The sequence below is a fragment of the Enterococcus sp. DIV0170 genome (genome assembly GCF_051710765.1).
In the GTDB taxonomy this organism is placed as follows: domain Bacteria; phylum Bacillota; class Bacilli; order Lactobacillales; family Enterococcaceae; genus Enterococcus_A; species Enterococcus_A raffinosus.
This window is the reverse complement of the sequence record NZ_JBIOLG010000001.1, coordinates 2525466-2550565: the sequence shown is the minus strand read 5'-3', so window position 1 is coordinate 2550565 and position 25100 is coordinate 2525466. Positions and strand designations below refer to the sequence as shown.

Annotated in this window: 24 protein-coding genes; 15 read left to right on the top strand and 9 right to left on the bottom strand. The window is 39.6% G+C overall.

Annotated features, from left to right (window positions below; genetic code table 11):
• Positions 1-162: 162 nt before the first annotated feature.
• The 3 genes from IGI50_RS12300 to IGI50_RS12290 all read left to right on the top strand — a co-directional run bounded on the left by IGI50_RS12300 (position 163) and on the right by IGI50_RS12290 (position 2400).
• A complete protein-coding gene (locus tag IGI50_RS12300; protein ID WP_438777103.1) occupies positions 163-525 on the top strand; it encodes a YbgA family protein in 363 nt (120 codons plus the stop codon).
• A gap of 63 nt (positions 526-588) precedes the next feature.
• Complete coding sequence (locus IGI50_RS12295; protein ID WP_438777102.1) at positions 589-1527, top strand: NADP-dependent oxidoreductase; 939 nt, start codon at positions 589-591, stop codon at positions 1525-1527.
• Between the two features lie 129 nt (positions 1528-1656).
• The gene (locus tag IGI50_RS12290) at positions 1657-2400 is read left to right on the top strand and encodes a cyclase family protein (RefSeq protein WP_438777101.1); all 744 of its coding nucleotides are present in this window, start codon (positions 1657-1659) and stop codon (positions 2398-2400) included.
• Positions 2401-2418: 18 nt separating this feature from the next.
• Here the strand turns inward: IGI50_RS12290 and nfsA are convergent, their stop codons facing one another.
• Positions 2419-3150: an oxygen-insensitive NADPH nitroreductase gene (gene nfsA / locus IGI50_RS12285; RefSeq protein WP_438777100.1), complete on the bottom strand. Its 732-nt coding sequence runs from the start codon at positions 3148-3150 to the stop codon at positions 2419-2421.
• A 649-nt stretch (positions 3151-3799) separates the two neighbouring features.
• Between nfsA and IGI50_RS12280 the strand changes: the two genes are divergently transcribed.
• From IGI50_RS12280 to thrS, 4 genes are all read left to right on the top strand, one after another.
• Positions 3800-4069, top strand: a complete 270-nt coding sequence (locus IGI50_RS12280; RefSeq protein WP_010745595.1) for an ACT domain-containing protein — start codon at positions 3800-3802, stop codon at positions 4067-4069.
• 12 nt (positions 4070-4081) lie between these two features.
• Positions 4082-5425 (top strand): PFL family protein, encoded by a 1344-nt coding sequence (locus tag IGI50_RS12275; RefSeq protein ID WP_010745596.1) that lies wholly within the window; start codon positions 4082-4084, stop codon positions 5423-5425.
• 135 nt (positions 5426-5560) lie between these two features.
• Positions 5561-8242, top strand: a complete 2682-nt coding sequence (locus IGI50_RS12270) for an FtsX-like permease family protein (RefSeq protein WP_438777099.1) — start codon at positions 5561-5563, stop codon at positions 8240-8242.
• 371 nt (positions 8243-8613) lie between these two features.
• Positions 8614-10521 (top strand): threonine--tRNA ligase, encoded by a 1908-nt coding sequence (gene thrS, locus IGI50_RS12265; RefSeq protein WP_438777098.1) that lies wholly within the window; start codon positions 8614-8616, stop codon positions 10519-10521.
• 89 nt (positions 10522-10610) lie between these two features.
• Here the strand turns inward: thrS and IGI50_RS12260 are convergent, their stop codons facing one another.
• A complete protein-coding gene (locus IGI50_RS12260) occupies positions 10611-11201 on the bottom strand; it encodes a TetR/AcrR family transcriptional regulator (protein WP_438777097.1) in 591 nt (196 codons plus the stop codon).
• Between the two features lie 113 nt (positions 11202-11314).
• Between IGI50_RS12260 and IGI50_RS12255 the strand changes: the two genes are divergently transcribed.
• The 4 genes from IGI50_RS12255 to IGI50_RS12240 all read left to right on the top strand — a co-directional run bounded on the left by IGI50_RS12255 (position 11315) and on the right by IGI50_RS12240 (position 15205).
• On the top strand, positions 11315-12385 hold the full coding sequence (locus IGI50_RS12255) for an ABC transporter permease (protein ID WP_438777096.1): 1071 nt from the start codon (positions 11315-11317) through the stop codon (positions 12383-12385).
• Position 12386: 1 nt separating this feature from the next.
• Complete coding sequence (locus IGI50_RS12250) at positions 12387-13058, top strand: ABC transporter ATP-binding protein (protein ID WP_438777095.1); 672 nt, start codon at positions 12387-12389, stop codon at positions 13056-13058.
• A 101-nt stretch (positions 13059-13159) separates the two neighbouring features.
• On the top strand, positions 13160-14164 hold the full coding sequence (locus tag IGI50_RS12245) for a nucleoid-associated protein (protein ID WP_010745602.1): 1005 nt from the start codon (positions 13160-13162) through the stop codon (positions 14162-14164).
• Positions 14165-14254: 90 nt separating this feature from the next.
• Positions 14255-15205, top strand: a complete 951-nt coding sequence (locus tag IGI50_RS12240; RefSeq protein ID WP_438777094.1) for a P1 family peptidase — start codon at positions 14255-14257, stop codon at positions 15203-15205.
• Between the two features lie 44 nt (positions 15206-15249).
• Here the strand turns inward: IGI50_RS12240 and IGI50_RS12235 are convergent, their stop codons facing one another.
• The 5 genes from IGI50_RS12235 to IGI50_RS12215 form a co-directional block, all read right to left on the bottom strand.
• On the bottom strand, positions 15250-15786 hold the full coding sequence (locus tag IGI50_RS12235) for an Asp23/Gls24 family envelope stress response protein (protein WP_010745604.1): 537 nt from the start codon (positions 15784-15786) through the stop codon (positions 15250-15252).
• A gap of 75 nt (positions 15787-15861) precedes the next feature.
• Entirely contained in the window at positions 15862-16050 is a 189-nt protein-coding gene (locus IGI50_RS12230) for a DUF2273 domain-containing protein (protein WP_010745605.1), read from the bottom strand.
• 11 nt (positions 16051-16061) lie between these two features.
• The gene (gene amaP, locus IGI50_RS12225; RefSeq protein ID WP_222225795.1) at positions 16062-16637 is read right to left on the bottom strand and encodes an alkaline shock response membrane anchor protein AmaP; all 576 of its coding nucleotides are present in this window, start codon (positions 16635-16637) and stop codon (positions 16062-16064) included.
• Between the two features lie 263 nt (positions 16638-16900).
• A complete protein-coding gene (locus IGI50_RS12220) occupies positions 16901-18643 on the bottom strand; it encodes an ABC1 kinase family protein (RefSeq protein ID WP_438777093.1) in 1743 nt (580 codons plus the stop codon).
• 116 nt (positions 18644-18759) lie between these two features.
• Positions 18760-19221 carry a DUF441 domain-containing protein gene (locus IGI50_RS12215; RefSeq protein WP_438777092.1) on the bottom strand — a complete coding sequence of 154 codons (462 nt, stop codon included), beginning with the start codon at positions 19219-19221 and terminating at the stop codon, positions 18760-18762.
• A gap of 167 nt (positions 19222-19388) precedes the next feature.
• Between IGI50_RS12215 and IGI50_RS12210 the strand changes: the two genes are divergently transcribed.
• Positions 19389-20339: an aromatic acid exporter family protein gene (locus tag IGI50_RS12210; RefSeq protein WP_438777091.1), complete on the top strand. Its 951-nt coding sequence runs from the start codon at positions 19389-19391 to the stop codon at positions 20337-20339.
• Positions 20340-20426: 87 nt separating this feature from the next.
• Positions 20427-21242, top strand: coding sequence for a DUF4097 family beta strand repeat-containing protein (locus IGI50_RS12205; protein WP_438777089.1), 816 nt, complete (start codon positions 20427-20429; stop codon positions 21240-21242).
• A gap of 212 nt (positions 21243-21454) precedes the next feature.
• On the opposite strand, the gene IGI50_RS12200 is transcribed toward IGI50_RS12205, so the two are convergent.
• Positions 21455-22144: a YoaK family protein gene (locus tag IGI50_RS12200; protein WP_438777088.1), complete on the bottom strand. Its 690-nt coding sequence runs from the start codon at positions 22142-22144 to the stop codon at positions 21455-21457.
• Positions 22145-22605: 461 nt separating this feature from the next.
• On the opposite strand from IGI50_RS12200, the gene IGI50_RS12195 reads away from it, so the two are divergent.
• Together IGI50_RS12195 and IGI50_RS12190 are read left to right on the top strand one after the other, a co-directional pair.
• Positions 22606-23361 (top strand): AzlC family ABC transporter permease, encoded by a 756-nt coding sequence (locus IGI50_RS12195; protein ID WP_010745613.1) that lies wholly within the window; start codon positions 22606-22608, stop codon positions 23359-23361.
• A complete protein-coding gene (locus IGI50_RS12190) occupies positions 23354-23671 on the top strand; it encodes an AzlD domain-containing protein (protein WP_438777087.1) in 318 nt (105 codons plus the stop codon). Before IGI50_RS12195 ends, IGI50_RS12190 begins: the two co-directional genes overlap by 8 nt.
• 90 nt (positions 23672-23761) lie before the next feature.
• On the opposite strand, the gene IGI50_RS12185 is transcribed toward IGI50_RS12190, so the two are convergent.
• The gene (locus tag IGI50_RS12185; RefSeq protein WP_438777086.1) at positions 23762-25036 is read right to left on the bottom strand and encodes an ISL3 family transposase; all 1275 of its coding nucleotides are present in this window, start codon (positions 25034-25036) and stop codon (positions 23762-23764) included.
• Between the last annotated feature and the right edge of the window lie 64 nt (positions 25037-25100).

Genomic DNA, 25100 nt, shown 5'->3' with positions numbered 1-25100 from the left:
TTGAGGCTGCAGACAGAGTTCTGCAGTCTTTTTGTCGCATATCAGGAAGAGCTAGATACAGCCAAGAGCATTCAACACACGCTTTTATTCAGATTTATGTAATAATTCATTTAGATCATTCCTACCGTTAGTGAGTATGATGTTAAAAATGAGGTGAAGAAAATGCAGGATCGTCAAAAAGAATGGGCCCGATGGAAATATTTCGTTATGGCGCGTTCCCAAAAAGAATATCTGGCGCTGCGGCAGCTTTTTTCTGGGAATCAATGGTCAGAAGAAAAAAACAAACAATTTTATCAACACCTAAATACCGTACAAAATCTGCCGATTAATTTAAAGGCCCAGCGAAACGCTTACGAGCATGTCTGGGGCTATTTCAAAAAGGTTGCAACCCCAGAAGAAAGGCAGCATTTTTTTACCCTTTTGGATCAAATGACTGAAACGGATGATCAGGCGTTGCTTTATTTAAAAAAATTGGCAGAAAAATACCAAATCGATTATCTGCTAGCGTCTCACTTTTTTGATTAAAGCAAATCATTTCCGAATTTTCGTTCAAGCTTCTATAATGGTTCGATATGGAGGGATGCACGAATGGAAACACGCGCAGTTGTAATAGAAGAATACGGTCATGCGGACCAATTGAAAGAAAGTCAAATCACTTTGCCTGAATTAGGCGAACATCAAGTACTAGTTAAAGTTAAGGCGACATCCGTCAATCCGATTGATTGGAAATTACGTGAAGGCTATCTGGCTCAAATGATGCCTTGGGATTTTCCGATTACTTTAGGTTGGGATGTTGCGGGTGAAATCGTTGAAGTTGGTTCAGAGGTTAAGGATTGGCACATAGGACAAGAAGTTTTTGCTCGCCCAGAAACGACTCGTTTCGGTACATATGCAGATTACACAATTGTAGATGATCATTTATTAGCGAAGAAGCCTGATTCAATCTCTTTTGAAGAAGCAGCGGCGGTGCCGTTAGCTGGATTAACTGCTTATCAAGCATTATTTACCCATGGAAAATTAAAAGCAGGTGAAAAGGTTCTGATTCACGCTGGAGCCGGCGGTGTAGGAATCTATGCAATTCAATTAGCCAAAAATGCTGGAGCAACCGTTATTACCACAGCAAGTATGAAAAACCATGAACTACTTAAGGAGCTAGGCGCCGATCAAGTGATTGATTACCATACGACTGATTTTTCAGAAGTCTTGGAAGACATCGACTTGGTTTTTGATACAATGGGGGGAGATGTTCAAAAAGACAGCTTTAAGGTGTTGAATTCGGATGGTCGTTTAATTTCGATCGTTGGTGCACCGGATGAAGAATTGGCTAAAAATGTTGCTGTGGCTGAAAGTATCTGGCTTCAACCCGATGGTAAGCAATTGCAAGAAATTGCGGATTTGATGACAGAGGGCAAAGTGAAGAGTATCGTTGGCCATACGTATCCTCTTACAGCCGAAGGAGTGACGGAAGCACATGAATTAAGTGCGACTCATCATGCCAAAGGAAAAATTGTATTAGTAAATGAGTAATCATAAGGGTGTTGTGACAATTTTTGTCACAACGCCTTTTTCTTTTAATAAACAGTGATTTGACAGGGGAATCTTTTCTCGGTATCGTTAGAATAAAAATGAAAGCGTTCTAATGACAGGAGGAATAGTATGAGTGAGATTACAAACAGTATTGCCTTTCTAAAACAGCAACAATGGGTTGATTTAAGTCACAATATTTATGGCGGGATTCCTTATTTTCAATCGTTTCAGCCAATGCGAGAAAAAACGTTGGTTACAGTAAAGGAAGATGGCTTTTTTGCGAAGGAGTATCAACTGGTTACTCAATACGGAACTCATATTGATGCACCCGTGCATTTTGTTGAGGAACGTGTGTCGGTGGATCAGCTGCCGATCAAAGATTTTATGCTACCGCTCATTGTGATCAACAAAGAAAAAGAAGTTGAAAAAAACTCCGATTATATTCTATCCGTTGAAGACATTAAGCAGTTCGAAGAGGAACATGGAGAGATTCCAGCAGATAGCTTTGTCGCATTTGCCAGCGGCTGGTCGAAACGTTGGCAAGATCCAGAAACGTTCTACAATGTCGATCAAGATGGGCAAGCACATACGCCAGGCTGGTCATTAGAAGCACTGAAATTTTTACACGAAGAACGAAATGTGACCGCGATTGGTCATGAAACATTAGATACGGATGCTGCTATTGATTGCACGAAAAATGCTGGGCTGATCGGTGAGCTATATTGGCTGCAGCAGGATAAATTTCAAGTCGAAGTATTGAATCGACTGACTGAACTTCCAGCTGTCGGTGGCGCGATCATCATCGGAGTTCCAAAAGTCAAAGATGCACCAGGCTTTAATGTCCGTGCTATTGCCGTTATACCAACAGAGTAAGAAAAAACAAGGTTTCGCTTAAAAGACGAAACCTTGTTTTTTTAGAAATTCAAGAGTATCTGAACGTCGTGGAGAGTCAAAATGCTGACGAACCTTTTCCGACCAATTCGTTTCTTGTGTGTTGCTGTTGCGCTGGTGATAATATGCTGCCGTCTCCTCATTGTAGCGATTGATCTTGTCAGCATTCAATACCTGATAGGTGTTTTCGCCAAGGACTGCATCGAGTGGTAGCCGCGGTTTTACCTCATTTTTTTTAGCTGGGTAGCCAACGAACATCCCAAAAACAGGATAGGTTAATTCGGGTAGTTCCAATAATTCCTTCATTTGGAATAAATTGTTTCGAATGCCGCCAACATAGCAGATTCCTAGACCGGATGATTCAGCGTAAACGGCCATTGATTGGGCAGCTAAAGTAGCATCAACGACTGAAACCACCAAAGATTCCATCGTCCGAAGGTATTCTGCGGAATCATTGTTTAACGCTAATACCTGTGCATGCTTATTTAAATCGGCGACAAAAATAAAAAGCTCTCCTTTGTCGCCATTATCGACGGGGAACTTAGCAATTTGTTCGATTACCTTTCTTTTTTCTGCATCCGTGATTTCAATTATCGAGAAGGCTTGCAGAAAATTGGAGCTGCTGGCGCTTTGTGCGGCTAAGATCAATTCTTTTTTTAACTCTTGAGATAGCGGTTCTTGAGTAAAAGAACGAACCGATGAATGTTGAAGCATTGTTTCAAAAAGTTCCATGTTAAAACCTCCTAGGACGAGAAAACTTCCTCGTCATTTTCCATGAAAGAGCATGGCTGAATCTATCATAGAAAAAATGTGTCGAGAAGTAAAGAATGAACCGTTAGCTGGAAAGTTGAGGAATCGTTTTGAGTTCCTTCGTCTCAGTACAAATAAACTGCGAAAAGTCGGACTGGCAGCTAGCTCACAAGTAAGGATTGAATTTTTCTAACGTAAAAATACAAGGGATCTTCGTACGCATACGATGCCACTAATCGTGCTAAAGACACGAAGTGGAACTCGCAACTAGTTCATATGTAAAGTCCGATTTTTTCTGACGTAAAAAATCGAGGAATCTTCATACGCCTACCATCCAACTAGATATCCTCTTGAATAATACTTATGACATATCATTTGATTTCGATTCAAGCAAACTGTGAAAAGTAGGACTGGCAGCTAGCTCACAAGTAAGGATTGAATTTTTCTAACGTAAAAATTCAAGAAATCTTCGTACGCATACGATGCCACTAATCGTGCTAAAAGCACAAAGTGGAACTCGCAAAACACGAACGTTTGGGTAAAAAAAATCGATTTGATTCATAAAATTCTAATCGTTTTGCCATCACTGTGCTATAATGAGAAACAATTATCTGAGAAGGGAGTTATGCAAATGCGTGGCGTAGTAACGGTTATCGGAAAAGACAAGGTTGGCATCGTCGCTGGTGTCAGTCAAAAATTAGCAGAACAAAAAATTAATATTCTTGATGTTTCTCAAACAATTATGGGGGACTATTTCACAATGATGATGTTAGTAGACCTAACCAATGCTACCGTAGATTTTGAAGGAGCTCGTGAACAACTTCATGAGTTAGGTCAATCATTGGGTGTGAAGATCAGTATTCAAAATCAAGAAATTTTTGACACGATGCATAAATTATAAGGAGGGCTCTTTGTGGAAACCAATCAAATACTGGAAACGATTCGAATGATCGAAGAAGAAAATCTAGATATTCGGACGATTACCATGGGGATATCATTATTGGATTGTATTGATAGCGACAGTGATCGCGCCTGTGAAAAAATCTATCAAAAAATTACGACGAAAGCAAAGGACCTTGTAAAAGTCGGCGAATCGATTGAAGCAGAATATGGGATTCCCATTATCAACAAACGTATTTCGGTTACACCTATCGGTATTATTGCCGCTGCGACGCCAGATACAGATTATGTGAAATTTGCTAAAACATTAGATAAAGCAGCAAAAGCTGTTGGTGTAAACTTCTTAGGCGGTTTCTCCGCTTTAGTTGAAAAAGGCTATCAGCATGGAGATAAGATTTTGATTGATTCGATTCCTCAAGCGTTAGCAGAGACAGATTTTGTCTGCGCTTCGGTTAATATCGGTTCAACAAGAGCTGGGATCAATATGGATGCTGTTGCACATACTGGTCGTATTGTTAAAGAAACGGCTGAGGCTTCTGATTTAGGCTGTGCCAAGCTAGTTATTTTTGCCAATGCGGTGGAAGACAATCCCTTCATGGCTGGCGCTTTCCACGGGGTTGGAGAGGCTGATTGTGTCATCAATGTTGGTGTCAGCGGTCCAGGAGTAGTGAAACGCGCATTGGAAAAAGTGAAGGGCGAATCCTTCGACGTTGTCGCTGAAGTAGTGAAGCAAACGGCATTCAAAATCACTCGGATGGGGCAAATGGTTGGTAAGATCGCCTCAGAACGGTTAGAAGTTCCATTTGGTATTGTTGACTTATCTTTAGCACCAACACCTGCTGTAGGAGATTCGGTTGCCCATGTACTAGAAGAGATGGGACTAGAAACTGTCGGAACACATGGCACGACGGCAGCTTTGGCATTGCTGAATGACGCAGTGAAAAAAGGCGGAGTCATGGCCTGCAATCACGTTGGCGGATTGTCTGGCGCATTTATTCCAGTATCTGAAGATGCAGGAATGATTGATGCCGTTAATAATGGGTCACTGTCGATTGAAAAGCTAGAGGCGATGACCGCGATTTGTTCTGTTGGATTAGACATGATTGCCATCCCTGGATCTACACCGGCTAGCAGCATCGCAGCGATGATCGCCGATGAGGCGGCGATTGGTGTCATTAACCATAAAACGACCGCCGTCCGAATTATTCCGGCAAAGGGCAAAGAAATTGGTGAAATGGTAGAATTCGGCGGGCTGTTAGGGAGAGCGCCTGTTATGGCTGTCAATGCTGCCGCTTCTGAGGACTTTATTGCCCGTGGTGGACGTATTCCCGCACCTATTCATTCATTTAAAAACTAAACATGTAATAAAACGAATTTTTATTAAAAACGTTGCATTGAAAAAGTGCAGCGTTTTTTTGTATCAATTTTTTTATAGCAGGCATGAAAACGTTTTGTGTTAGAATGTAATGGATAAAAAAGCAGGAGCAGGTAGATGAAAAATAAGACGTATTTAAAGGCAAGCTTACGTGAAATCGTTTATTCCAAAGGACGATTTATCGCGATTGTTCTAATTATTTTACTAGGGACATTACTATATGTGGGAATCAAGGCGACGGGGCCGATCCTGAATCATTCGGCTAGTCAATTTGTGGATAAGCAAGAACTCTCCAATCTTCAGATTGTTTCTACAGGTGGGCTAACCAAGAAGGATGAGGAAGTAGCAGCAGAGATTCCAGATGCAGAGGTGGAGAGTGGCTATCAGCTTTTTTACGCGGATAGCAAAAAGAATCAGGTAGTTAAGCTTTATTCCTACAATAAAAAGAGTCAGCAAAACCAGTTGATCGTAAAATCAGGTCATCTGCCTAAAAAAGAAAATGAAATTGTCTTAGATGAGAAAGCCAAGGAAGAGGGCTACCGTCTGAATCAGACCTATAAAATTGATCAGCCGGATCAATTAAAACGAAAAACGTTTAAAATTGTCGGCTTTGTTCAGTCTCCGATGTATATAAGCACAGAAGAACGAGGGCTATCGAATGTAGGCAAGGGAAATGTTGATTTTTTTGCTTACTTACCGGAAAGCAATTTCTCTAGTGAAATAAAAGCAGTTATCTATGTGCGTTTTAAGAATGTACAGGGGAAAGAAACCTATGGGTCAGCCTATGAACAAACAATGGATAAAAACATTGCGGCAAGCGAAAAACTCTTCAAGGATCGACCAGAAGAACGAGCTACCGAAATTAGAGAAGAGGCTCAAGCTGAATTACTTCCAAAGAAAAATGAAGTGGCTGACAGCTTGGCAAAATTAGCTGAGGGTCAAAAGGAAATCGATCAAGCTAAAGATCAATTAGAACAGCAGCAGGCCATGATAGGAACGGAAAGTCCTCAGTTGGCACAGGCGCAAACCGCACTCGAAAACCAGCAAAAAGAGCTGGACAATAACCGCGAACAATTACTTTCTGCACAGAAAAAAATTCGTGAGAATGAACAAGCGATCCACGATTTGAAAACCCCCAGCTATACTTTTGACCAACGGGCTGAGAATCCTGGGTTTCAAGAGTATGGTGACCTTTCGGAGCGAATTGCGGCGATTGCAAATGTTTTTCCAGTCTTCTTCTTTTTTATCGCTGCTTTGATCACTTTTACAACAATGACGCGGATGGTAGAGGAAAATCGTCGAGAAATCGGTACGTTGAAGGCACTTGGGTATTCCCGCTTTGAAATAGCCATCAAATATATTATTTACGCCTTATCGGCTGCGATTATCGGTATCGTTCTAGGTTCGGTGATCGGCACACATACCTTGCCTCGACTTGTTTTTGAGCTTTCAAGTGATCGTTACAATTTTCCAGGTGTGGAGGCCTTTTATTTATCAAGACCGATTATCCAGGCGACCATTGCTTTTCTGTTTGCTAGTTTAGGTGCAGCGCTGCTTGTACTTATGCGGGAACTCCATGAAAAACCAGCGGAATTATTACAACCAAAGGCACCGAAACCAGGCAAACGAATTTTTCTAGAACGAATCACGCCAATTTGGTCTCGGATGAGCTTTAATTCAAAGGTGAGCTATCGAAATCTGTTTCGTTACAAATCACGCATGATCATGGCAGTGATCGGTATCGCTGGGTGTGCGGCCTTGATGGTTGCAGGCGTCGGCCTAAAGGACTCCTTGAGTTCGGTTGGGGATAAGCAATTTGGTCCAATCATTGATTACGATGCAATCGTGACACTAAAGGATCAGCCAGATCGGGCTGCGATTGAGAAGATTTTCACGGATAAGGAAAAAATCACCAGTCACTTGGGAATGATGAATCAAACGGTGGAATTAAAACAAAAAGGACAGGCCAATCAAAAATTGACTATGATGGTACCAGAGTCTCGTAAAGTGTTTGATCAATATCTTCATTTAAAACAGCAAGGAAAGAAATTTACTTTACCAGAAGAAGGCGCAGTAATCACACAAAAAATAGCCGAGTTATTTGAGCTGAAAAAAGGGGATAGTCTGACAGTCTATGATGAGGATCAGCAGCCTTTCAAGATTCGAATCGCGAACATCAGCGACAATTATCTAGGGAATTTCTTGTACCTTTCAAAAGACTATTACCAAAAAGTTCGTGGAACAAGCTTTGCTGTGAACAGTTATCTATTAAAGAGTAAAAAAATGTCCAAATCAGAAGAAGAGGACCTGTCAAAGACACTGCTGAATTCAGAACAAGTGACCAATACTTCCTTCATTTCTACTCAGATTGAAACACAAGAACACTCTATGGATAATTTGGATGGAATCGTTTGGATCTTTGTGGTTTTGTCAGGGTTATTGGCTTTCATCGTATTGTATAACTTGACGAACATTAATGTATCGGAACGTTTACGAGAACTTTCTACGATCAAAGTATTAGGGTTTTACGATCGAGAAGTAACGTCATATATATTTCGGGAGAACTTTGTTTTCACCATATTGGGAATCCTATTTGGCTATGGTCTAGGAATTATCTTAACGAAGTTTATTTTAGATCAGGCGTCGATGGAAACGATCACTTTTCCACTGGTCATTCGTGCAGGTGCCTATCTTTTAGCAGGTGGATTAACGATTCTCTTTTCAGTGATCGTAATGGTTGCTACTCATTTTCGCTTACGGCATATCAATATGATTGATGCACTGAAGTCGAATGAATAAATCCAGAAGAAAAGCGTTGACAAAAATTTGACGCAAGTCTATGCTTTAATCAATAGTTGAATGCAATGAGAAGGACAAAATTTGTTTCCACGCTCACTCTAAGAGAAAGAAGTCATGGCTGGAAGCTTCTGATTGAGCGAAACAAATTACTCCCTTTGAGTGACCGAAAACGGTCCGGCGGATACCCGTTATGTATCTTACGAGCCAAAAAGTGGAAACTTTTTGGGAACTTGGGTGGTAACACGTTTATTCACGTCCCTATTTATAGGGGCGTTTTTTTATTGAAAACCCTTCAGCCCTTTTGTTAAAATTAAAAGGAAAAGGCAGCAATCAGTATTATTTATTGAAAATGCGGATCGGAGTTGAGTTGGATGTCAAAGGAAGTCGAGATTGTTTTACCAGATGGAAGTAAACAAAAGGTGGCAAAAGGCATCACATTGTTCGAGATAAAAAATCAATTGATGGAAGAAGCGGTCGTTGGCAGTATTGATGGCGAGCTTGTTGACTTATCAACTCCAGTCAGTGAAAACGCCGAGCTGGCTTTTTATGATTGTGCTTCAAACGAGGGGACAACGGCCATTTGTCAATTGGTCAGTCTTTTACTACAGGAAGCGATAAAAGCGTGCTATCCAGAGGCGCTCTTTGCAAAAGCCCATCGAGAAGAACAGACGATTTGGGTCGATCTGCGAGTGAAACAACCGCTAAGCGCACTAATCTTGAAGGATCTCGAGCACCATATCAAGAAGGAAATAAAAACAAATAGAACTATTAAAAGTGCGAGAATGACTGTTTCAGAAGCGAAGGAAGTTTTTAAGGACAATGAACTAAAGCTCTCAGCATTAGAAGAATTGGATGCTGAACAAGTGGTCTTTGTCTATTCCTTTGGCAACGTGACGGAATATTTTCTGGAACCGGCTGCTTTAGACTTGCCGATGGCTAAATATTTTTCTCTTTTAAAAGTCTCAGGTGCTTACTGGCAAGGAAATCCAGAGAACGAGATGCTCCAGCGTGTTACGGGCGTTGTTTTTTCTGAAAAGGCACAGCTTTTAGCTCACTTAGAATACTTAGAAGAATCTGAAAAACGCAGCCATCAAAAGTTGGGAAAAGAACTCGATCTATTTATGTTCTCAGAAGAAGCGCCAGGAATGCCTTTCTATTTAGAAAATGGCTTAACTATTCGCAATGAATTACAGAAATTTTTGCGGGAGCTGCAGGCGAAGTATGATTATAAAGAGGTTAAGACACCGTTGATCCTGAATCAGCGATTATGGGAGCGTTCAGGACATTGGGATCATTATAAAAATAATATGTATTTCACAAAAGTCGCAGATGAGGATTATGCCTTGAAGCCGATGAATTGTCCGGGACATTGCTTAATCTATAAGGATCGCAAACGATCTTATCGCGATTTACCGATGCGCATGGCTGAATTTGGTCAAGTTCACCGTCACGAATTCAGTGGGGCTTTAAACGGGTTGCTGCGGGTTCGGACCTTCTGTCAAGATGATGCGCACATCTTTGTTCGAAGAAATCAAATCGAGCAAGAAATTGCCTTGGCATTAAAAATCATTGATGAAGTATACAAAATATTTGGTTTTGAATATGGAGTAGAGTTATCAACGCGTCCCGATGATTTCATGGGCGAGATCGAATTATGGGATGAAGCTGAAGCTTCTCTAGGAAAAGTACTAACTGACCTCGGCTATAAGTACAATATAAATGAGGGAGACGGTACATTTTATGGGCCGAAAATCGATATCCATATCAAGGATGCTTTGAATCGCAGCCATCAATGTGCGACAGTACAATTGGATTTTCAAATGCCGGAAAAATTTGATTTGACTTATGTAGATGAGAACAATCAGGAGGCACAGCCTGTAATGATTCATCGAGCGGTCTTTGGTTCATTGGATCGTTTCTTAGGAATTTTAATTGAACACTATGCTGGCGCCTTTCCGTTTTGGTTGGCACCAAAACAAGTAGCCCTAATCAGTGTCGCACAAACTCATGAATCAGGAGTAGAGGAATTGTTCCAAGAGTTTCATGCAGCCGGGATTCGTGTGGAGAAGGATCTGAGAAACGAGAAGCTAGGTAAAAAAATCCGCGAAGCTGAGTTACGAAAAATTCCTTATATTTTAGTCATTGGGGATAAGGAGTTAACGGAGGATACTTTCGCAGTTCGTAAGCATGGTAGTAACACGGTTAAGCAAATGTCGAAGGCAGCATTTTTAAGTCTGCTTAAGCAGCAGTTGCAGGAGAAAAATCATCAGTATTACTAATAAATACAAGTAAAAAGTGCTCAAAAGGCTGGTTTCGTCAACTTTTGAACACACTTTGAATTAATTTTGAGAAAACGCTGAAGTTCGCTTCAGCGTTTTTTGATGCCTTCTAGGAGCCAACGTGTTTTAAAATGAAAATCCCTCAGCAATTCGTCCTCTCCCCATTGATTGGCCAACATGTCTGTTAATGAGTCAATCACAAGTTTCATGGAAAAATATAAGAAACTAATTTGTTCCTCTGGTGACGGCATGTCAAAGTGATTTTTTTGCAGCAAGTCCTCCCACGCTTCAACTCCATGGTCGGCTTCTGGGCGATAGGAAAATAGATAGCTGTTTTGTGCTAAAAGGACTAATTGACGATAGCGCGTAGTACGTGTATCCAAGTCAACGTACAGCAGCAGAAAGGCTTCAATTCCTTGGAAAAAATCTCCCTCTTGTCGTGTCATATAGTCGATGATCTCTCCATGGATTTGCCCGGCATAGTAGTGAATCAAGTAATCATAAGCATCATTTAAGTCTTCAAAATATTTATAAAAAATCCCTCGTGACATTTGCAGTGCCGTCACAATTTCGCTGACTTTTACTTGGCTAACGGGTTTTTCGTAAAAAATGGTCAATAGCAAATCACGAATTTCCGCTTGTCGTGTTTCCGGTAAGTTTAGAAAAGTTTTTTTCGGCATGGGCTACCTCCCTGACAATTCTTCGGTACTTTTTTCTATAGTATAGCATATGAGCAAAATCGGTGACATTTTGTCACCGGAAGAGTATTCTGTTGTCAGAAAGGGTGAATGATATGTTTTTAGCGTGGAAAGAAATTCGCTATGCGAAATTAAGATATGGCTTGATTGTTGGGATCATGATTTTAGTGGGCTATGTGGTGTTCATGTTGTCAGGATTGGCCAACGGTTTAGCAGATGGAAATCGAACAGCCATAGATGATTGGGGGGCATCCTCTATCATATTATCAGAGGACAGCAATAAAATTGCTAATGCTTCCCAGTTACAAAAAACAGATACTAAACGAGTAACAGCGAAAGAAAAATCAGGAATCGGGATTTATTCTACAGCTGTAGAAAAGAAGAGCGGTGGGGAAAAGACCAACGTTTCAATCTTTGGTACAGCAAGTAACGCATTTGTCGTACCAAAAGTTATAAAGGGCCGACTATATAAAGCCAATGATGAAGCGATCGTATCAGAAAATCTTTTGTCTGAAGGATACAAATTAAATCAAAAGATAAAAGTAAATGATCAAACTCTGAAAATCGTCGGCGTGACAAAAGAAACAACCTATACACTTGCACCAGTAATTTATTTGAATCAAGCAGCATTCAAAACATTGAAATATGGATCTCAGCCAACAGGAAATGAGCCCATCAGTTTGATAGCGACAAAGGGCAAGACATCTATTGCGAATCCATCGGGACAAACAAAATTAGACAAAATGACACCTGAGACGTTTATTGAAAATATCCCAGGATATACCCCAGAAAAATTGACATTAAATACGATGATCTATTTCCTATTCGTTGTCGTGACAGCGATCATTGGTATATTTATGTATGTAATCACGTTGCAAAAAACGGCCATCTTTGGCGTAATGAAGGCTCAAGGAGTGGCGACAAGTTATTTGGTTCGTTCGATCTTAGCGCAGGCCTTTTTAGTTGGTGTGATCGGAGTAGCGATCGCGGTAGGATTAAGTGTATTGACGAGTTTGGCTTTGCCAAGTGCAATGCCGTTTGCGGTTCACTGGACAGAATGGATGCTTTATAGCTTAATTTTGGTAGTCGTTGCGATGATCGGTGGATTGTTCTCAATGCGCACGGTTACCAAGGTTGATCCAGTAACGGCGATTGGAGGGGAATAAGATGAATGATGTTTTAATGATGGAAAAAATCGTGAAAAAATTTGGACAAGGTCATACAGAAGTGACAGCGTTAAAGAAGGTAGATTTCAATGTGGCACAAGGCGAGTTTGTTAGTGTCATCGGTCCTTCAGGTTCAGGGAAAAGTACATTTTTAACAATCGCGGGAGGCCTTCAAACACCAACAGAAGGAAAGATTACGATTAATGGTGCAGACTTTAGTCAAATGAATGAAAAGCAACGATCTAAAGCCCGTTTTAAGGAAATTGGTTTTATTTTACAAAGCTCGAACCTAATTCCTTTTTTAAAGGTGAAGGAGCAATTTCAATTAGTAGAAAAAATTGAAAAGGAAAAAAATGCAGCTAAAATCGAAGAACTGTTAAAATCCTTGGATATTTGGGAGTTGCGTGAACAATATCCGAAAGCTTTATCTGGGGGCGAACGTCAGCGAGTAGCTATTGCTCGTTCACTATTCAATGATCCTCAATTAATTTTAGCGGATGAGCCAACTGCCAGCCTAGATTCAGACCACGCCTATGATGTTGTAAAACTATTAGCAAAAGAAGCCCACGAACGCAACAAGGCAATTGTGATGGTTACTCATGATGAACGAATGACGCAATGGAGCGATAATGTGTATCAAATGAAAGACGGTGAACTTTTACTAAAACAATAGTTGCCATTTTCCCTGTTTCCTGTGTATGATAGTCAGGTTGACAGTTTTCATTTTAACCATAGACAGAAGTAAAAGATACAGTTTTAGAAAGCAGGGAATTTATGGATATCTATTTAAAAAAAGCCGCTCTTCATATCGTGGATCGGGAATCTGGCGATCCGATATATAGCCAAAGCGAATTGGACTTGGCAACCGAATATATTCGAGACTACTTAACCAAAAAAATTCAAAAATTATCTTCAGCGCAAACAAAAACAGGCACCTTAGCAGAGGATTCAACCTTTGCTTTGTTAAGTCAACAAGCAGAGCATGATTTCTTGCCTGCTAGCGAAAAAATCGTGAATCGTTGGTATGAAGCCTATAAAGAAAGTGAAGAGGCACCTAGCGCCGATGTCTTTGTCGTATTATTTGAAGAAGACACACAATTATATTTAGCCTTTTTGAAGGTGAATTATCATGAGGGCTATACACATCTAGTTGATTCAGACGAGGCTGGTTTGAAGAACGAATTGATCCTTCATCGTGCATTGCTTTCAAGCAAATCACAAAAAGCAGATGAGGGAATCGTCGTACATTTAAGTAATTTAAGCTATGAAATGATCGAAAAAAAATATCCTTTTTCTGGAGAAAAGCGCTTGTACTTCTCCACGCAAGTAATTGAAAGTCGTCCAGCGCCATCGTTAGAAGAAAACGTTCGTGTGATCAAAAAAGCTGCCGAAAAAATTGGCGCAAAATTTGAAAATCAAAAGCATGATGTGATCGCTGATGTGAAAGAAGCTGTTTACGATATCGTGGAGGAAAGCGGACAAATTGATGCCAAGGTTGTAGCTCAGAAGGTCTTTAAGGATAATGTTTCAGCACAAATGGCGTTTCAAGAAGAGGTTGTTGAAAAAGGGTACGTAGATCAAGCCCCGCTATTAAAAGACGTTCGAGAAATCACAGAAAAGAAGTACGGCAAACAAAAGTTGAAGCTGTCTAACGGAATTGAGTTGATTGTTCCATTGGATGTTTATCGCAATCCCGAACTAATCGAGTTTGTTAATAATCCTGACGGAACAATTTCTGTAACGATCAAGAATGTTGATGAAGTCATCAACCGCCTGTAAAATGGCGGTTGTTTTTTATGAGCAAGAAAATCGAAAATTGAGCTGGTTCAAAGAATCAGCTAAAATAGAGAAAATGAGTGGAGGGACAAGATGGACGCATATCAAGAGTTTTTTCGTATTGGACAATATACCGACAACGAGGCGATGACAGGCTGTACCGTCATTCTTTGTGAGGATGGTGTTACAGGCGGTGTTTCGGTTCGCGGCGGTTCACCGAACACACGGGATACCGATGCACTGAAATCAGAGAATAATCGGAAGTTTGTTCACGGGGTGACGCTGTCTGGGGGCAGCGCTTTTGGGTTAGCAGCAAATGCTGGCGTCGTAGATTTTTTAGAGGAAAAGCATATCGGAAGGGACATGGGAATTACTTTTGTTCCTAATGTGGTAGGAGCGAGTCTTTTTGATTTACGGATTGGCCGTTCTGATGTTCGACCAAACTACCAAGCTGGACGCAGTGCCTGCGAGGCTGCATTTAAAAAACAACCTTTTCAAGCGGGAAATTATGGTGCTGGAACAGGCTGTACGGTGGGGACGATCAATGGTTCTCAAAATGCGATGAAAGGCGGTATCGGACTTCATACAATGCAACATGGCAGTCTGTGGGTAACTGCCGTAATCGCTGTTAACGCTGTAGGAGATGTTTTTGATGAGCAAGTAGGAAAAATTATTGCTGGCGCTCGAAAAGCGGGAGAGACAAGAATTGGTTTTTCAGAAGAACTCTTTCTTGAACATTATCAGAATGAAGCTGCTCTGTTTGATGGCAATACAGTGATTGGTTGTGTGATGACGAATGCGACGTTCCCGAAAGCCAAAATGAACAAGCTAGCTGACATCAGTCACAATGGAATTGCGCGAGCGATACGTCCGTCACACACAACTTATGATGGGGATACACTCTTTGTGTTAGGCGCAAATCAAATCGAAGCCAGCTTTGAAGCTGTATCTATCCTTGCAGTCGAAGCGGTTCGTCAGGCGATTGTAAAAGGGACCAAGGCTTCAGATACGTATCAGGATTATTTAAGCTATAAAGACCTATAGAAAAAGACTAGCCAAGTTTCAGCTAGTCAATGGGGAAGAATGGCTTATTGTACGCGAGGTTCAGATTCTAAGTTGTCTCCGATTTTATCGGCTTGATTACTCATTGCGTTTTTCGCACGATTCGTTTGTTTTGATGCAAATTTCCCAGTTGTTTGTGCAGCGCTAGTTACTTTATCTTGAACCGTTTCGCTGTCTTCTTCATATTCTTCACGTGTTTTGATATCTACAACGTTCACGTTTACTTCAATGACATCAAGATGAGTCATTTTATCTACTTGTTCAGAAATCAATTTTTTCATTTCATCATAAATGTTTTCGATGTCTTTGCCGTATTCAACAACTACATCCATATCAACGGCTACTTGCTTTTTACCGACTTCAGTGCTGATACCAGAAGTTACATCATCACTGTTAACTAATTTGTCTTTGATGTTAGAAAAGAAACCGCCGTCTACGGTTAATAAACCATCTACGTGTTCTAAAGCAATACCGATGATTTTTTGAATGACCTTATCTTCGTAAGTTAATTCACCTTTAACTTCTTTTTTTGGTTCTGTTGGTTTGATTGTTGTGTTTTCCATAATTTTTCTCCTCCTAAGTGTGTTAGTGTATAAACTTTTTCAAAAAGAAAAAGTTATTCCAAAGCTGATTCATTCCTATTTCTTTAAATAGTCATCTAAAATATGATTGTTTTTTAGGTAAATGCCGAGAGCAACACCGATAACTGTAATCAAAATTAGTAAAATCGTTTTAAAAAAGCCGATGGTAAAGAATAGTACAGCTAAGATAAAACCGAGGATACCGAAGATTGCAGGTAGTTTGTCTCGTGTTAAAAATTCTTGCATCGCTATTCCTCCTATTCTACTCGTGGCTCTGTTCGTGTCACCGTTGTTTCTGTTGGCGTTGGTTCAAGTGCTTGAAGTTTTACCTTAATAGAAACTTTTTCATCAGGCCCTACTAATTGCTTGATTTTTGTTTCCACGTTTTTAGCCCAACGATCTGTTTGACCGACTAAACCAGATGTTTTCTTCAACTGACCGCGAACATTCACTTTAATTTTATTTTTCGTCGCTGCTACATTTACTTTGGGATTATCCATAAAGTCTTCCTGTTTGATACTTGTCCGGACATACCCTTCAATTGCACGCTTGTCTAAAGCTAGTTTGCCACGTTCTTCCTGTAAAACGAACTTGGTCACTCTCTTTGGATAAAACAGGATGATGAAAATCCCGATTACCGTTAAAATGGCTAAAGCTGCTGCAACCCAGAATAAATAAATCTGAGCATAATTATTTGTTAATACGAACTGTTGCAGGGCACTTAGGTCTAACGGATTTGAAGCGATAAAGTAATAGATTGCTACGACAGATAGAAAAATAGAAAGTAAAACCAATGAGAAAATGATTAAGATGGTTTTAAGAAACTTGTTCATACCGTACCTCCTCACTTCACTATTATTTAACTGTTTACAATAAAATAATAGAATCTTATGGCTTTATTGTAAAAAAATCTGCTTATCATCTTATTAAAAAAATCTTTTTTATATAGGTTAACAAAGAATAAAGCAAAGAATAATAATCTTTTCGACCATTTTTCGGTTTTTTTATCATTAAAGAAAAAAAAGATAGAGCAAGGGTTTTGCGAAAAAAAAAGAAGTGTGCTAAAAATTGTGCACACTTCTTTTTAAGTGATTAATTAACGATCCTTCCATTTTCGGTATCGTCGATAAAGACTCTCGACAATTAAGAAGAGAATAGAGAGGGCTGCGACAGAATAACCAAAGATTCCTAAATCAGAAATAAAGGTATTCCCCTCAGAAGAGGTTTGAACGAGTATCGATGAACCGATTACTAAAGCAGAAAGGATCAGACCAATCACTAACCGATTAACCATTGCTTCCGCACGCTCTAATAGGTTCCGTTGATTTTTTAATTCTAAATTTAATTTTCCTTTGCCTTTTCCGAAGGTGTCCAGAGCATTTAAAGCATGGCTAGGAATTTTTGGTAGGGCTTTTAATGTTGTGAGATAATCCAATCCTGTTTCTTGTAACTCATCTTTCAAGTTCAGCTGTTGGAGAAAGTATTTTTGAGCAAAAGGTGCGACGACTTCAAACAAGGACAAATCTGGATTAAGATCCTCAATCACTCCTTCGAGCGTACCAAAGGCTTTGATCAGCATAGTGACCGAGTCATCGATCTGTAGGTTATTCTCATGACAAATAATGACGACCTGAGAAAAAACTTTTTGTAAATCAATTTCTTTAACTGGTAAGTTCAAATATCGATTTAAAAAATCATCCAGTTCATAGGTAAATTTCTCTTCGTCAAAGCTGCCGACCTGTTTGCAGATTGCGTGAACCGCGTTCGTGATCCGTTGATTATCTTTGCTATAGATCGCAATAATCGTGTTGCTCATTTTTGCCTGCATTTCACGATTGATTGTGCCCATCATACCAAAATCAATAAAGTTCAGACGGAAAGGTCGGAGTTTTTCATTTTTTGCATACGTAAATTCATATGGAAGGCGCCCAAATTTCCCTTGGCGGTTCTTTGTTTTCATTTGCTGATCTTTTTGATTTTCTTCCTTGCTCATTAATTGCAGTAAAATATTGCCAGGATGAGGATCGGCGTGAAAGAATCCGTCTTCGAATACTTCCTTCATAAAATGTTCTATCAGCAATTCACTGATTGTTTTTTTAAGTTCCTTATATGTCGTTTCGCCATGTGCAACTTTAGCATCCTCGGCACTGATTAATTCCTTTAAATTGTTGCCAGGCATTAATTCCATGACAATAACTTTTTTTGTGGAGTAAGCAGGGACCATTTGAGGAGACCGAATTTCTTTCCAACCATTATTCAAACGATAAAATTCTTCTGCTAGAACTAATTCTTTTTTGAAGTCTAACTCATTTTGTAGAGATTCACGGATTTCCTTCAAAATGTTTTTTAGATCAATGACTTTACTTTCCGGTACCCAATTAGCAATCGGAATGGCTTTTTCAAATAAAGACAAATCCAACTCAATTTCGGAGGCGATCCCCGGATGCTGGACTTTCACGACGACCTTCTGACCGTTTTTCAATCGTGCGTGATGTGCTTGGGCAATTGAGGCTGAGGCGAAGGGTTGTTCATCAAAATTGTCAAAAATCTCGGTTAAAGGGAGCTCTAGTTCTTTTTCAACAAGCGTTTTAACGGATTCAAAGGAATCCGTTTTCACATCATCCTGCAGCTTGCGTAATTCCTTAGTGAAAGCCAGTGTAAAAATATCTGTACGAACAGACATCATTTGTCCAACTTTAATGAAGGTAGGCCCGAGTTCCTCAAAGGCTTTTCGGACTTCTTCAGGATTCTTTTGCTGAGTAATGTTTTTTACGACGCTATAATGGTTAACGATTTTTACGATTTGACGCAAACGCGCCGCTTTAGATTGTTTCCCCATCGTTAACACCTCCCACATTTAGGATTGATAGTTAAATAGTATGCTTCTATCTTACAAGAGAACTTTCCTAGTTACAAATACCCCTCTGTTTCTTTTGTAGAAGCAGAGGGGGAAGGTTAATGATTGGTCACTACTTGAATCACTTGCATAATACAATAGGTGATACCCGCAGCAATAACAGGACCTGCAGCAATTCCTTTGAGGAAGACAACGCCCATGATTGTACCAAAAACTAAAGCGACAGTAACTTCTGGGGATTGATTGATCAGCCCCACTCCTTTTGAAGATAAGACAGCGACTAACACGCCGCAGATCGTAGCGACCCAGCCGAGAGGGGACTTTAATGTGTTCAGTAAATCTTTCAAAACGATGTCGCCAGTGGCGATCGGAACTAAGATGGTCGCCGAGATCAGGGTAACCCCCCAATTGATTCCCTGCTTATTTAAAAGGGATAAAAACTTGTCTGAATGAGGAATTAATTTTAAAATTAAAATCGCTGCGGTTGCGATCAGTAAGCTTTGATTTTTTGCGATAAATGCAATTAGTAAAATAACTCCTAAAAATAGCCAGCTTTCCATTTCTTCACTCCTTCTATGATCCTGCAATTTTCTCAGAAATAAACTAGTCATAGCTTCCAAGAAATAGGTAATTTTTTCAACGTATCTACTATACAAGATTATTCAGGAAGTTGCGACTTTTTTCCCAAGCCACTTTAGTGTAAGCTTTTAAAGGAAGGGGGAAGCAAATGAAGATAGGATTACGTACAATAAAAACATCCGTTGCAGCACCGATTGCTTTATTATTAGCTAGTGGATTCCATCTGGAATCGGCTGCTTCGGCTGCAATCATTACGATTTTGACAGTAACAAATACGAAACGTTCTACTGCTAAGACAGCTTTGAATCGGCTTTTTTCTTTGACCTTAGCGACATTGATTGCGGCAGTCTGTTTTTCGCTTTTAGGGTTTCATCCAATAGTCTTTGGTTTATATTTACTAGTATTCATCCCACTATCGATTCGCTTTGATTTAGCGGAAGGGATAGCGGTTAGCTCGGTTCTGATCACCCATTATCTGGTTGCCGGAGAGATGCCTATAAGCCTGATTATCAATGAATACCTGCTGATGATCATCGGTGTTGGTTGTGCGTTAGTAGCCAATCTGTATATGCCTAATACGGAGAAGAAGATTCAAGAAGATCAGATGGTGGTAGAGGTTTCGATGAAAAAGATGCTGGGGCAAATGTCTGCGTATTTGAATCAGCCGGCGAAAGAAGAAGAACTACGTCACGAGTGCTTAACTTTGCGGGACTTCGTTCGGGAAGCGCAAGTTCGCGCGCAGGAATTCGAAGAAAATCGCTTCTTTTCTGGCAATAGCTATTATTTCGAATATTTTGCGATGCGCCGTTTGCAGCTGCGTGTACTCGCCGACATGCTACAAATTCTAAATCGGTTGGACGCTGACCCTGAAGATGTTCAGGAATTAAGGGAATTATTTGAATTTACCTCAAAAACTTTAGCTGAGGAAAATGACGGTTCTGAAATTTTAACGAAAATTGCTGAGACAGATCAGCGGTATCAGCAAAAACAATTACCGGAAAGCCGTCAGGCCTTTGAAGAGCGCGCGATGCTTTTTCAGCTGTTTCAACTTTTTCAAGATTTTATTGAAATTAAAGCCGGCTTTAATCGGAAAAAGTAATGAGAAAGAATCAGTCTTTTGTCCCATGTAAACGGTTGATAAATTCTTTATGATAAAGATAAGAAAAATAGATAAGGGGTATAAAAAATGAAAAGAGTGGTTATTGGGTTGATTTTGGTTGGGGCTGCGTTAGTAAGTATAAGCAGTATGTTTTTTCATAATCGAATGAGTAACGAGACCTTCACGACAACAAAAGCTGTGAACAAATTAGTTGTGGACGATCGTAATATGCCGATTGATGTTGTGGGTGTTTCTGGAAACAAGACACGGATCAGTTATAAGAAAAGCCGAGATATCAAATATCGAATCAAACAAACAAGCAATTCTCTGCATTTAGAACGTAAAAGAACGATAGGGTTTAATTTTAGCTTCTTCAATTTTGGGAACCGTAATCCAAGAGTAACCATCGAAATTCCGAGAGCAAAGCTCAAGGACTTACAGGTTGAAACATCTAACGGTAAGATTTCGACAGAGAATTTGTCTCTGGACAATCTTGATTTGGAAACAAGCAATAGCAAGATGATTATCAATGATGTTGATGCGCATTCTGTTGATGCTGAAACCAGTAATGGAAAACTAGAGCTCGCGAAAATGAAATTTGAGGACGGCTCTTTTGAAACCAGCAATAGTAAAATGAGTTTGCACAATCTAGAGTTTAGAGAAGGCGAATTTCAAACTTCAAATGGCAAAATTGACTTGATGGATTTGAAGCCAGCGGAGTCTTTATCGCTTAAAACAAGCAACTCAAAAATAAACGGAACGATCATTGGAAGCAAAGAGGATTTTGCGACGGACGCTAAGACAAGCAATGCCTCGAATAATTTAGACAATCGTGATAGCGGCTCAAAAGAATTAGAAGTGAAAACCAGCAATGGAGATATTGAAATCGCCTTTGTTCAATAACCTGTGTTCTAAAAGGAAGAGAACCTAATGACTTTAGCTTATAATGAATGAACTCTTTTGTGATGGTAATCAAGACAATAGCAGGTATTTTTTGTCTAGGTGTAATCCTGTTATTGATTTTTGGCAATCGTTAGGCGTATAAGAAAGGGAGTGGTGACAAAAAAACTTGTCACTACTCCCTTTTCTGTATAAACGGTGTTCTATAGAACCTTCTATTTTTTTTGCAGGATGTTTGTCTTTCGTTGAAAGCGCCAAACTAAAATTGTTTCCGAAATAGCTAAATACAGGAATAATCCCGCAATGATTAAAACGGCATCTGTTCCAAACCTTCGATAAGAAAATACAGACAAAATTGCTCCTGCGATAAAGGCCAAGACGACTAAAAGAAAATGGATGAAACGGGTTTTAGCTGCTTGATCCTTCGTGCTTAAATAGTCGTAAAGATTTGTTGCCACTCCTTTAAGGTTTCCTGTAGTGAACAGGTTCGTGTAAGCAAGTCCATTGATTTTATCAAAGGAGACCCACTGGATTGCGGCAGTAAAAGCAATAATGATTGTGATGACTGCAGGGTGTGGTTGTAAGACCTGTAAGCTGATAACAAAAAAGACAATCGCTTCGAAATAAAGCAAGAACAAACGCCAAAAATGTTTTTCTTTTCTTTTAAAGTAATCAATTAAGAACTTTGCTAAAAGAATTCCCATAAAAAAGAATAAAGTGGAAAGCAATTTTTTTCCAACCATATTCCACTGTCGCTCATAGGCTTGAATGATCGCTAAAATTAAGTTCCCAGTTTGAGCAGAAGCGAAGGCTTCATAACGAATATAAGTATAGCTATCAACCATCCCACCAATAAAAGTCAGCACTAGTCCTACGGAACGATTCTCATGAAAACTATTCTCCATCTATGATTCATCTCTTTTCGCTGACTATCTTACCATATTTTTCAGAAAACTGTTAATCAGTTTCACGATTGCTTCTAAATGATAGGACAAGAACCTGCGTCTCCATGATAGCTCGTACAAAAAATAGTGGATTACCATGATTTTGGAAATAATTCTTCAGTATATAAACAAGAAACGGGTGAAAATCTACATGAAGTTTTCATAAGAAAACTTTAAAACTTTCCTCTTTTTCTTTAGCAAAAGCAAATGATTGCTTCTTCTTTAACTTTATAATTCGGATTATTGACGTTGAACCTTGTTTATAGTAGTAGTTATTGTTAAAAGCATAAGATTTTACGAACGGTTGGATAAAAATTTACTGAAGTAACAAGTTGTTCACGAGGTGCTACCTTTTTATAAAGAATGTGTTAGAATGAAAATGCTTTTTATCCTGTGAACGTGAAGGGAATTGAGAACACACCATGCCTGTAAAAAAAAGGACACCATGGTTAGAGGCATTTTACGCGGCATTGCCGCTTTGTTTGAGTTATATTCCGGTTGGCTTGGCCTGTGGCATGTTGCTGCAAAAAGCGGGATTTAACATCCTATTAACTGTCTTACTTTCGATGCTTGTTTTCTCTGGAGGCGCACAATTTTTAGTCGTCTCAATGATAAGTGTGCATGCATCATTTGTGTCCACAATCTTAATGGTTTTTTTCTTGGAGTTGCGCTATGCATTACTGGGCTCTAGTTTGTCACAATTTTTTAAAAAGGAAAAGCGATCATTTATTGCGCTGTTTTCTCAGTCAATGAATGACGAGAATTATGCGGTAAATTATTTAAAATATTCTACTGATCCTGAATGGAATCGAAAAAAAGCTTTGTTTGTCAATTGGTTTTCAATGGCCTCTTGGACAGCCAGTACAGTAGTGGGAAATATTTTTGGTTCTGTGATCCATGTGGATACGGAATTGGTTCATTTTGCTTTAACAGCAATGTTTATCTTTATGTTTATGATGCAGTTGAACAATGGTCTTTTACTTGTTACTGGTTTGTTATCTGGCGGTTTGGCAGTCATTTTTATGCTAGTAATCAAAAATACTTTTGGTTTGATTTTGGCGACATTATTGGCTTCGTTCACCGGTTATCTGATCGAGCGGTTTCGTAAAACTGCTGATAAGAAAAATGATGGACCGGACCATTATGATTTGACTGGCGAGGAGGTCCACCATGAGTAATACTTCATTGCTTTTGTTAATTCTTTGCCTATTTGGGGCATCCTATTTACCGAGACTTTTTCCAATGCTTTATTTTTCGCAACGACAAGTGCCTCAGTGGTTTAGTGATTGGATGAAATATGTGCCGATCTCATTGTTTGCGGCATTAGTCTTTAAGGATGTATTTATCAGTAATAATAGCTTTGATTTGATTGGCAATACTCGAATCATTGCAATGTTTTTAGTGGCTGGTGTTGCCTATAAGACTCGCTCGATGGCTATTTCAGTGATTACCGGTTTAGCCGCTGTGTTTGTATTATCGATGCTTTAAAAAAGGCTCTTCGTCAAATCGTGTTGGTGGAGACAAATCTGAATAAAATTTAGTCCGGTATGCGGTGCGAGTTGTGCACCGCATACTTTTTTACTTTTCAAAGATCAATCCTTGCTGTAAATAAATCCGTGCTCTGAAGTTGTAGAAATTACGATAGCCAAATGCGATCCGCTTAATCAATTTGATTTTGTTGTTTAGTCCTTCTGTTGCTCCATTTGAAAGTTTCACTTTAAACGCATTGGCGATACCAGAATGATAGCGATAAAAGATCTGGAATTTCTTTTTGAATGCTTTAGGAAAGGTAGGGTCTATGTGTTTCAGTGTTTCTTGAAATCCTTCATTATCACGTTTATTGAAATAATAACGCAATAGTTGGACAAAGTGATAGGCTTTTCGTAGTTCTTCGCTGTAGCTCAGGAGTTCATCAATCACTTCTGTCTGGCTCATTTCCTTTTTGAACAGCCGATGATAGTGGCGTTTGAGCGGCTCCAGCTTATCTGAATCTTTGAGCAGTAGTTTCCAATAGCGTTTTAGCCGACGGTATTTCTTTTGATCTTCTGAACGAGAGGTGCGAAAACGATTCATGATTTGTACGCGCAATTGATTGAAATTCCGATTGATGTGCTGCACGATATGAAAGCGGTCCGTGACGATTTCCGCATTGGGAAAGACCTTTTTTAGTAGCTGATTGTAGCTGGCGTTCATATCCATGACAAGGTATTTGACGTTTAGCCGTGCTTTTCTGGGAAAGCGCATGAAGTATTGTGTGAGCTTAAATAATCGGCGATCCTCAAGGATGGTAAACAATTTGTTTGTCGTTCCATCAACACAGATAAAGCTCATCGATCCAGCGACAGATTTCATGGATTTGAATTCGTCCATACATAAGACAGTGGGCAAGTATTTTTTGTTTGGTTGATAGTCCTTCGTCGCTTCTCGTAAGATCCGCGTGATGGTACCGTCAGAAACAAAGAATTTCTTTGCGATTAATTTGCGAGATTGATTTTCGAATAGCTCCATGAGTATCGCATGTTTCAGTTCTTTCGTTAGTTGGTGGTGATCATCGACTAAGTCGGTTTTGGCAGAAAACTTTGTGCCGCAAGCATGGCACAAGAAGCGAGATCGTTTCAATTCTAAGATGGTTAGCTTTTCTTTGACTTTTAGCATCTGAGAACGGGTCGTATAGGAACCATTGCGAATGATTTCTAAGGAGCCGCAGTTTTCACAACGACTAGGAAAAGTGATTAGTTTTCCTTTAATAAATTGGGCTTGAACCCCTTTGTATCTTCTTTCTTCGAGCCAATCGTCATCGAAGTGAAAGTGTTTGTCTGTTAATCCAAGTAAATTTCTAGTATGATTATCCATAGAGGGACTCCTTTGGTTAGGTTGGTTTTAGAAGGCTAAATCTTACCAAACGGTAGTCTCTTTT

Coding starts and splice junctions, on each gene's coding strand:
- IGI50_RS12300 (WP_438777103.1), top strand. CDS start 163: ATGCAGGATCGTCAAAAAGAATGGGCCCGATGGAAATATTTCGTTATG.
- IGI50_RS12295 (WP_438777102.1), top strand. CDS start 589: ATGGAAACACGCGCAGTTGTAATAGAAGAATACGGTCATGCGGACCAA.
- IGI50_RS12290 (WP_438777101.1), top strand. CDS start 1,657: ATGAGTGAGATTACAAACAGTATTGCCTTTCTAAAACAGCAACAATGG.
- nfsA (WP_438777100.1), bottom strand. CDS start 3,150: ATGGAACTTTTTGAAACAATGCTTCAACATTCATCGGTTCGTTCTTTT.
- IGI50_RS12280 (WP_010745595.1), top strand. CDS start 3,800: ATGCGTGGCGTAGTAACGGTTATCGGAAAAGACAAGGTTGGCATCGTC.
- IGI50_RS12270 (WP_438777099.1), top strand. CDS start 5,561: ATGAAAAATAAGACGTATTTAAAGGCAAGCTTACGTGAAATCGTTTAT.
- thrS (WP_438777098.1), top strand. CDS start 8,614: ATGTCAAAGGAAGTCGAGATTGTTTTACCAGATGGAAGTAAACAAAAG.
- IGI50_RS12260 (WP_438777097.1), bottom strand. CDS start 11,201: ATGCCGAAAAAAACTTTTCTAAACTTACCGGAAACACGACAAGCGGAA.
- IGI50_RS12255 (WP_438777096.1), top strand. CDS start 11,315: ATGTTTTTAGCGTGGAAAGAAATTCGCTATGCGAAATTAAGATATGGC.
- IGI50_RS12250 (WP_438777095.1), top strand. CDS start 12,387: ATGAATGATGTTTTAATGATGGAAAAAATCGTGAAAAAATTTGGACAA.
- IGI50_RS12245 (WP_010745602.1), top strand. CDS start 13,160: ATGGATATCTATTTAAAAAAAGCCGCTCTTCATATCGTGGATCGGGAA.
- IGI50_RS12240 (WP_438777094.1), top strand. CDS start 14,255: ATGGACGCATATCAAGAGTTTTTTCGTATTGGACAATATACCGACAAC.
- IGI50_RS12235 (WP_010745604.1), bottom strand. CDS start 15,786: ATGGAAAACACAACAATCAAACCAACAGAACCAAAAAAAGAAGTTAAA.
- IGI50_RS12230 (WP_010745605.1), bottom strand. CDS start 16,050: ATGCAAGAATTTTTAACACGAGACAAACTACCTGCAATCTTCGGTATC.
- amaP (WP_222225795.1), bottom strand. CDS start 16,637: ATGAACAAGTTTCTTAAAACCATCTTAATCATTTTCTCATTGGTTTTA.
- IGI50_RS12220 (WP_438777093.1), bottom strand. CDS start 18,643: ATGGGGAAACAATCTAAAGCGGCGCGTTTGCGTCAAATCGTAAAAATC.
- IGI50_RS12215 (WP_438777092.1), bottom strand. CDS start 19,221: ATGGAAAGCTGGCTATTTTTAGGAGTTATTTTACTAATTGCATTTATC.
- IGI50_RS12210 (WP_438777091.1), top strand. CDS start 19,389: ATGAAGATAGGATTACGTACAATAAAAACATCCGTTGCAGCACCGATT.
- IGI50_RS12205 (WP_438777089.1), top strand. CDS start 20,427: ATGAAAAGAGTGGTTATTGGGTTGATTTTGGTTGGGGCTGCGTTAGTA.
- IGI50_RS12200 (WP_438777088.1), bottom strand. CDS start 22,144: ATGGAGAATAGTTTTCATGAGAATCGTTCCGTAGGACTAGTGCTGACT.
- IGI50_RS12195 (WP_010745613.1), top strand. CDS start 22,606: ATGCCTGTAAAAAAAAGGACACCATGGTTAGAGGCATTTTACGCGGCA.
- IGI50_RS12190 (WP_438777087.1), top strand. CDS start 23,354: ATGAGTAATACTTCATTGCTTTTGTTAATTCTTTGCCTATTTGGGGCA.
- IGI50_RS12185 (WP_438777086.1), bottom strand. CDS start 25,036: ATGGATAATCATACTAGAAATTTACTTGGATTAACAGACAAACACTTT.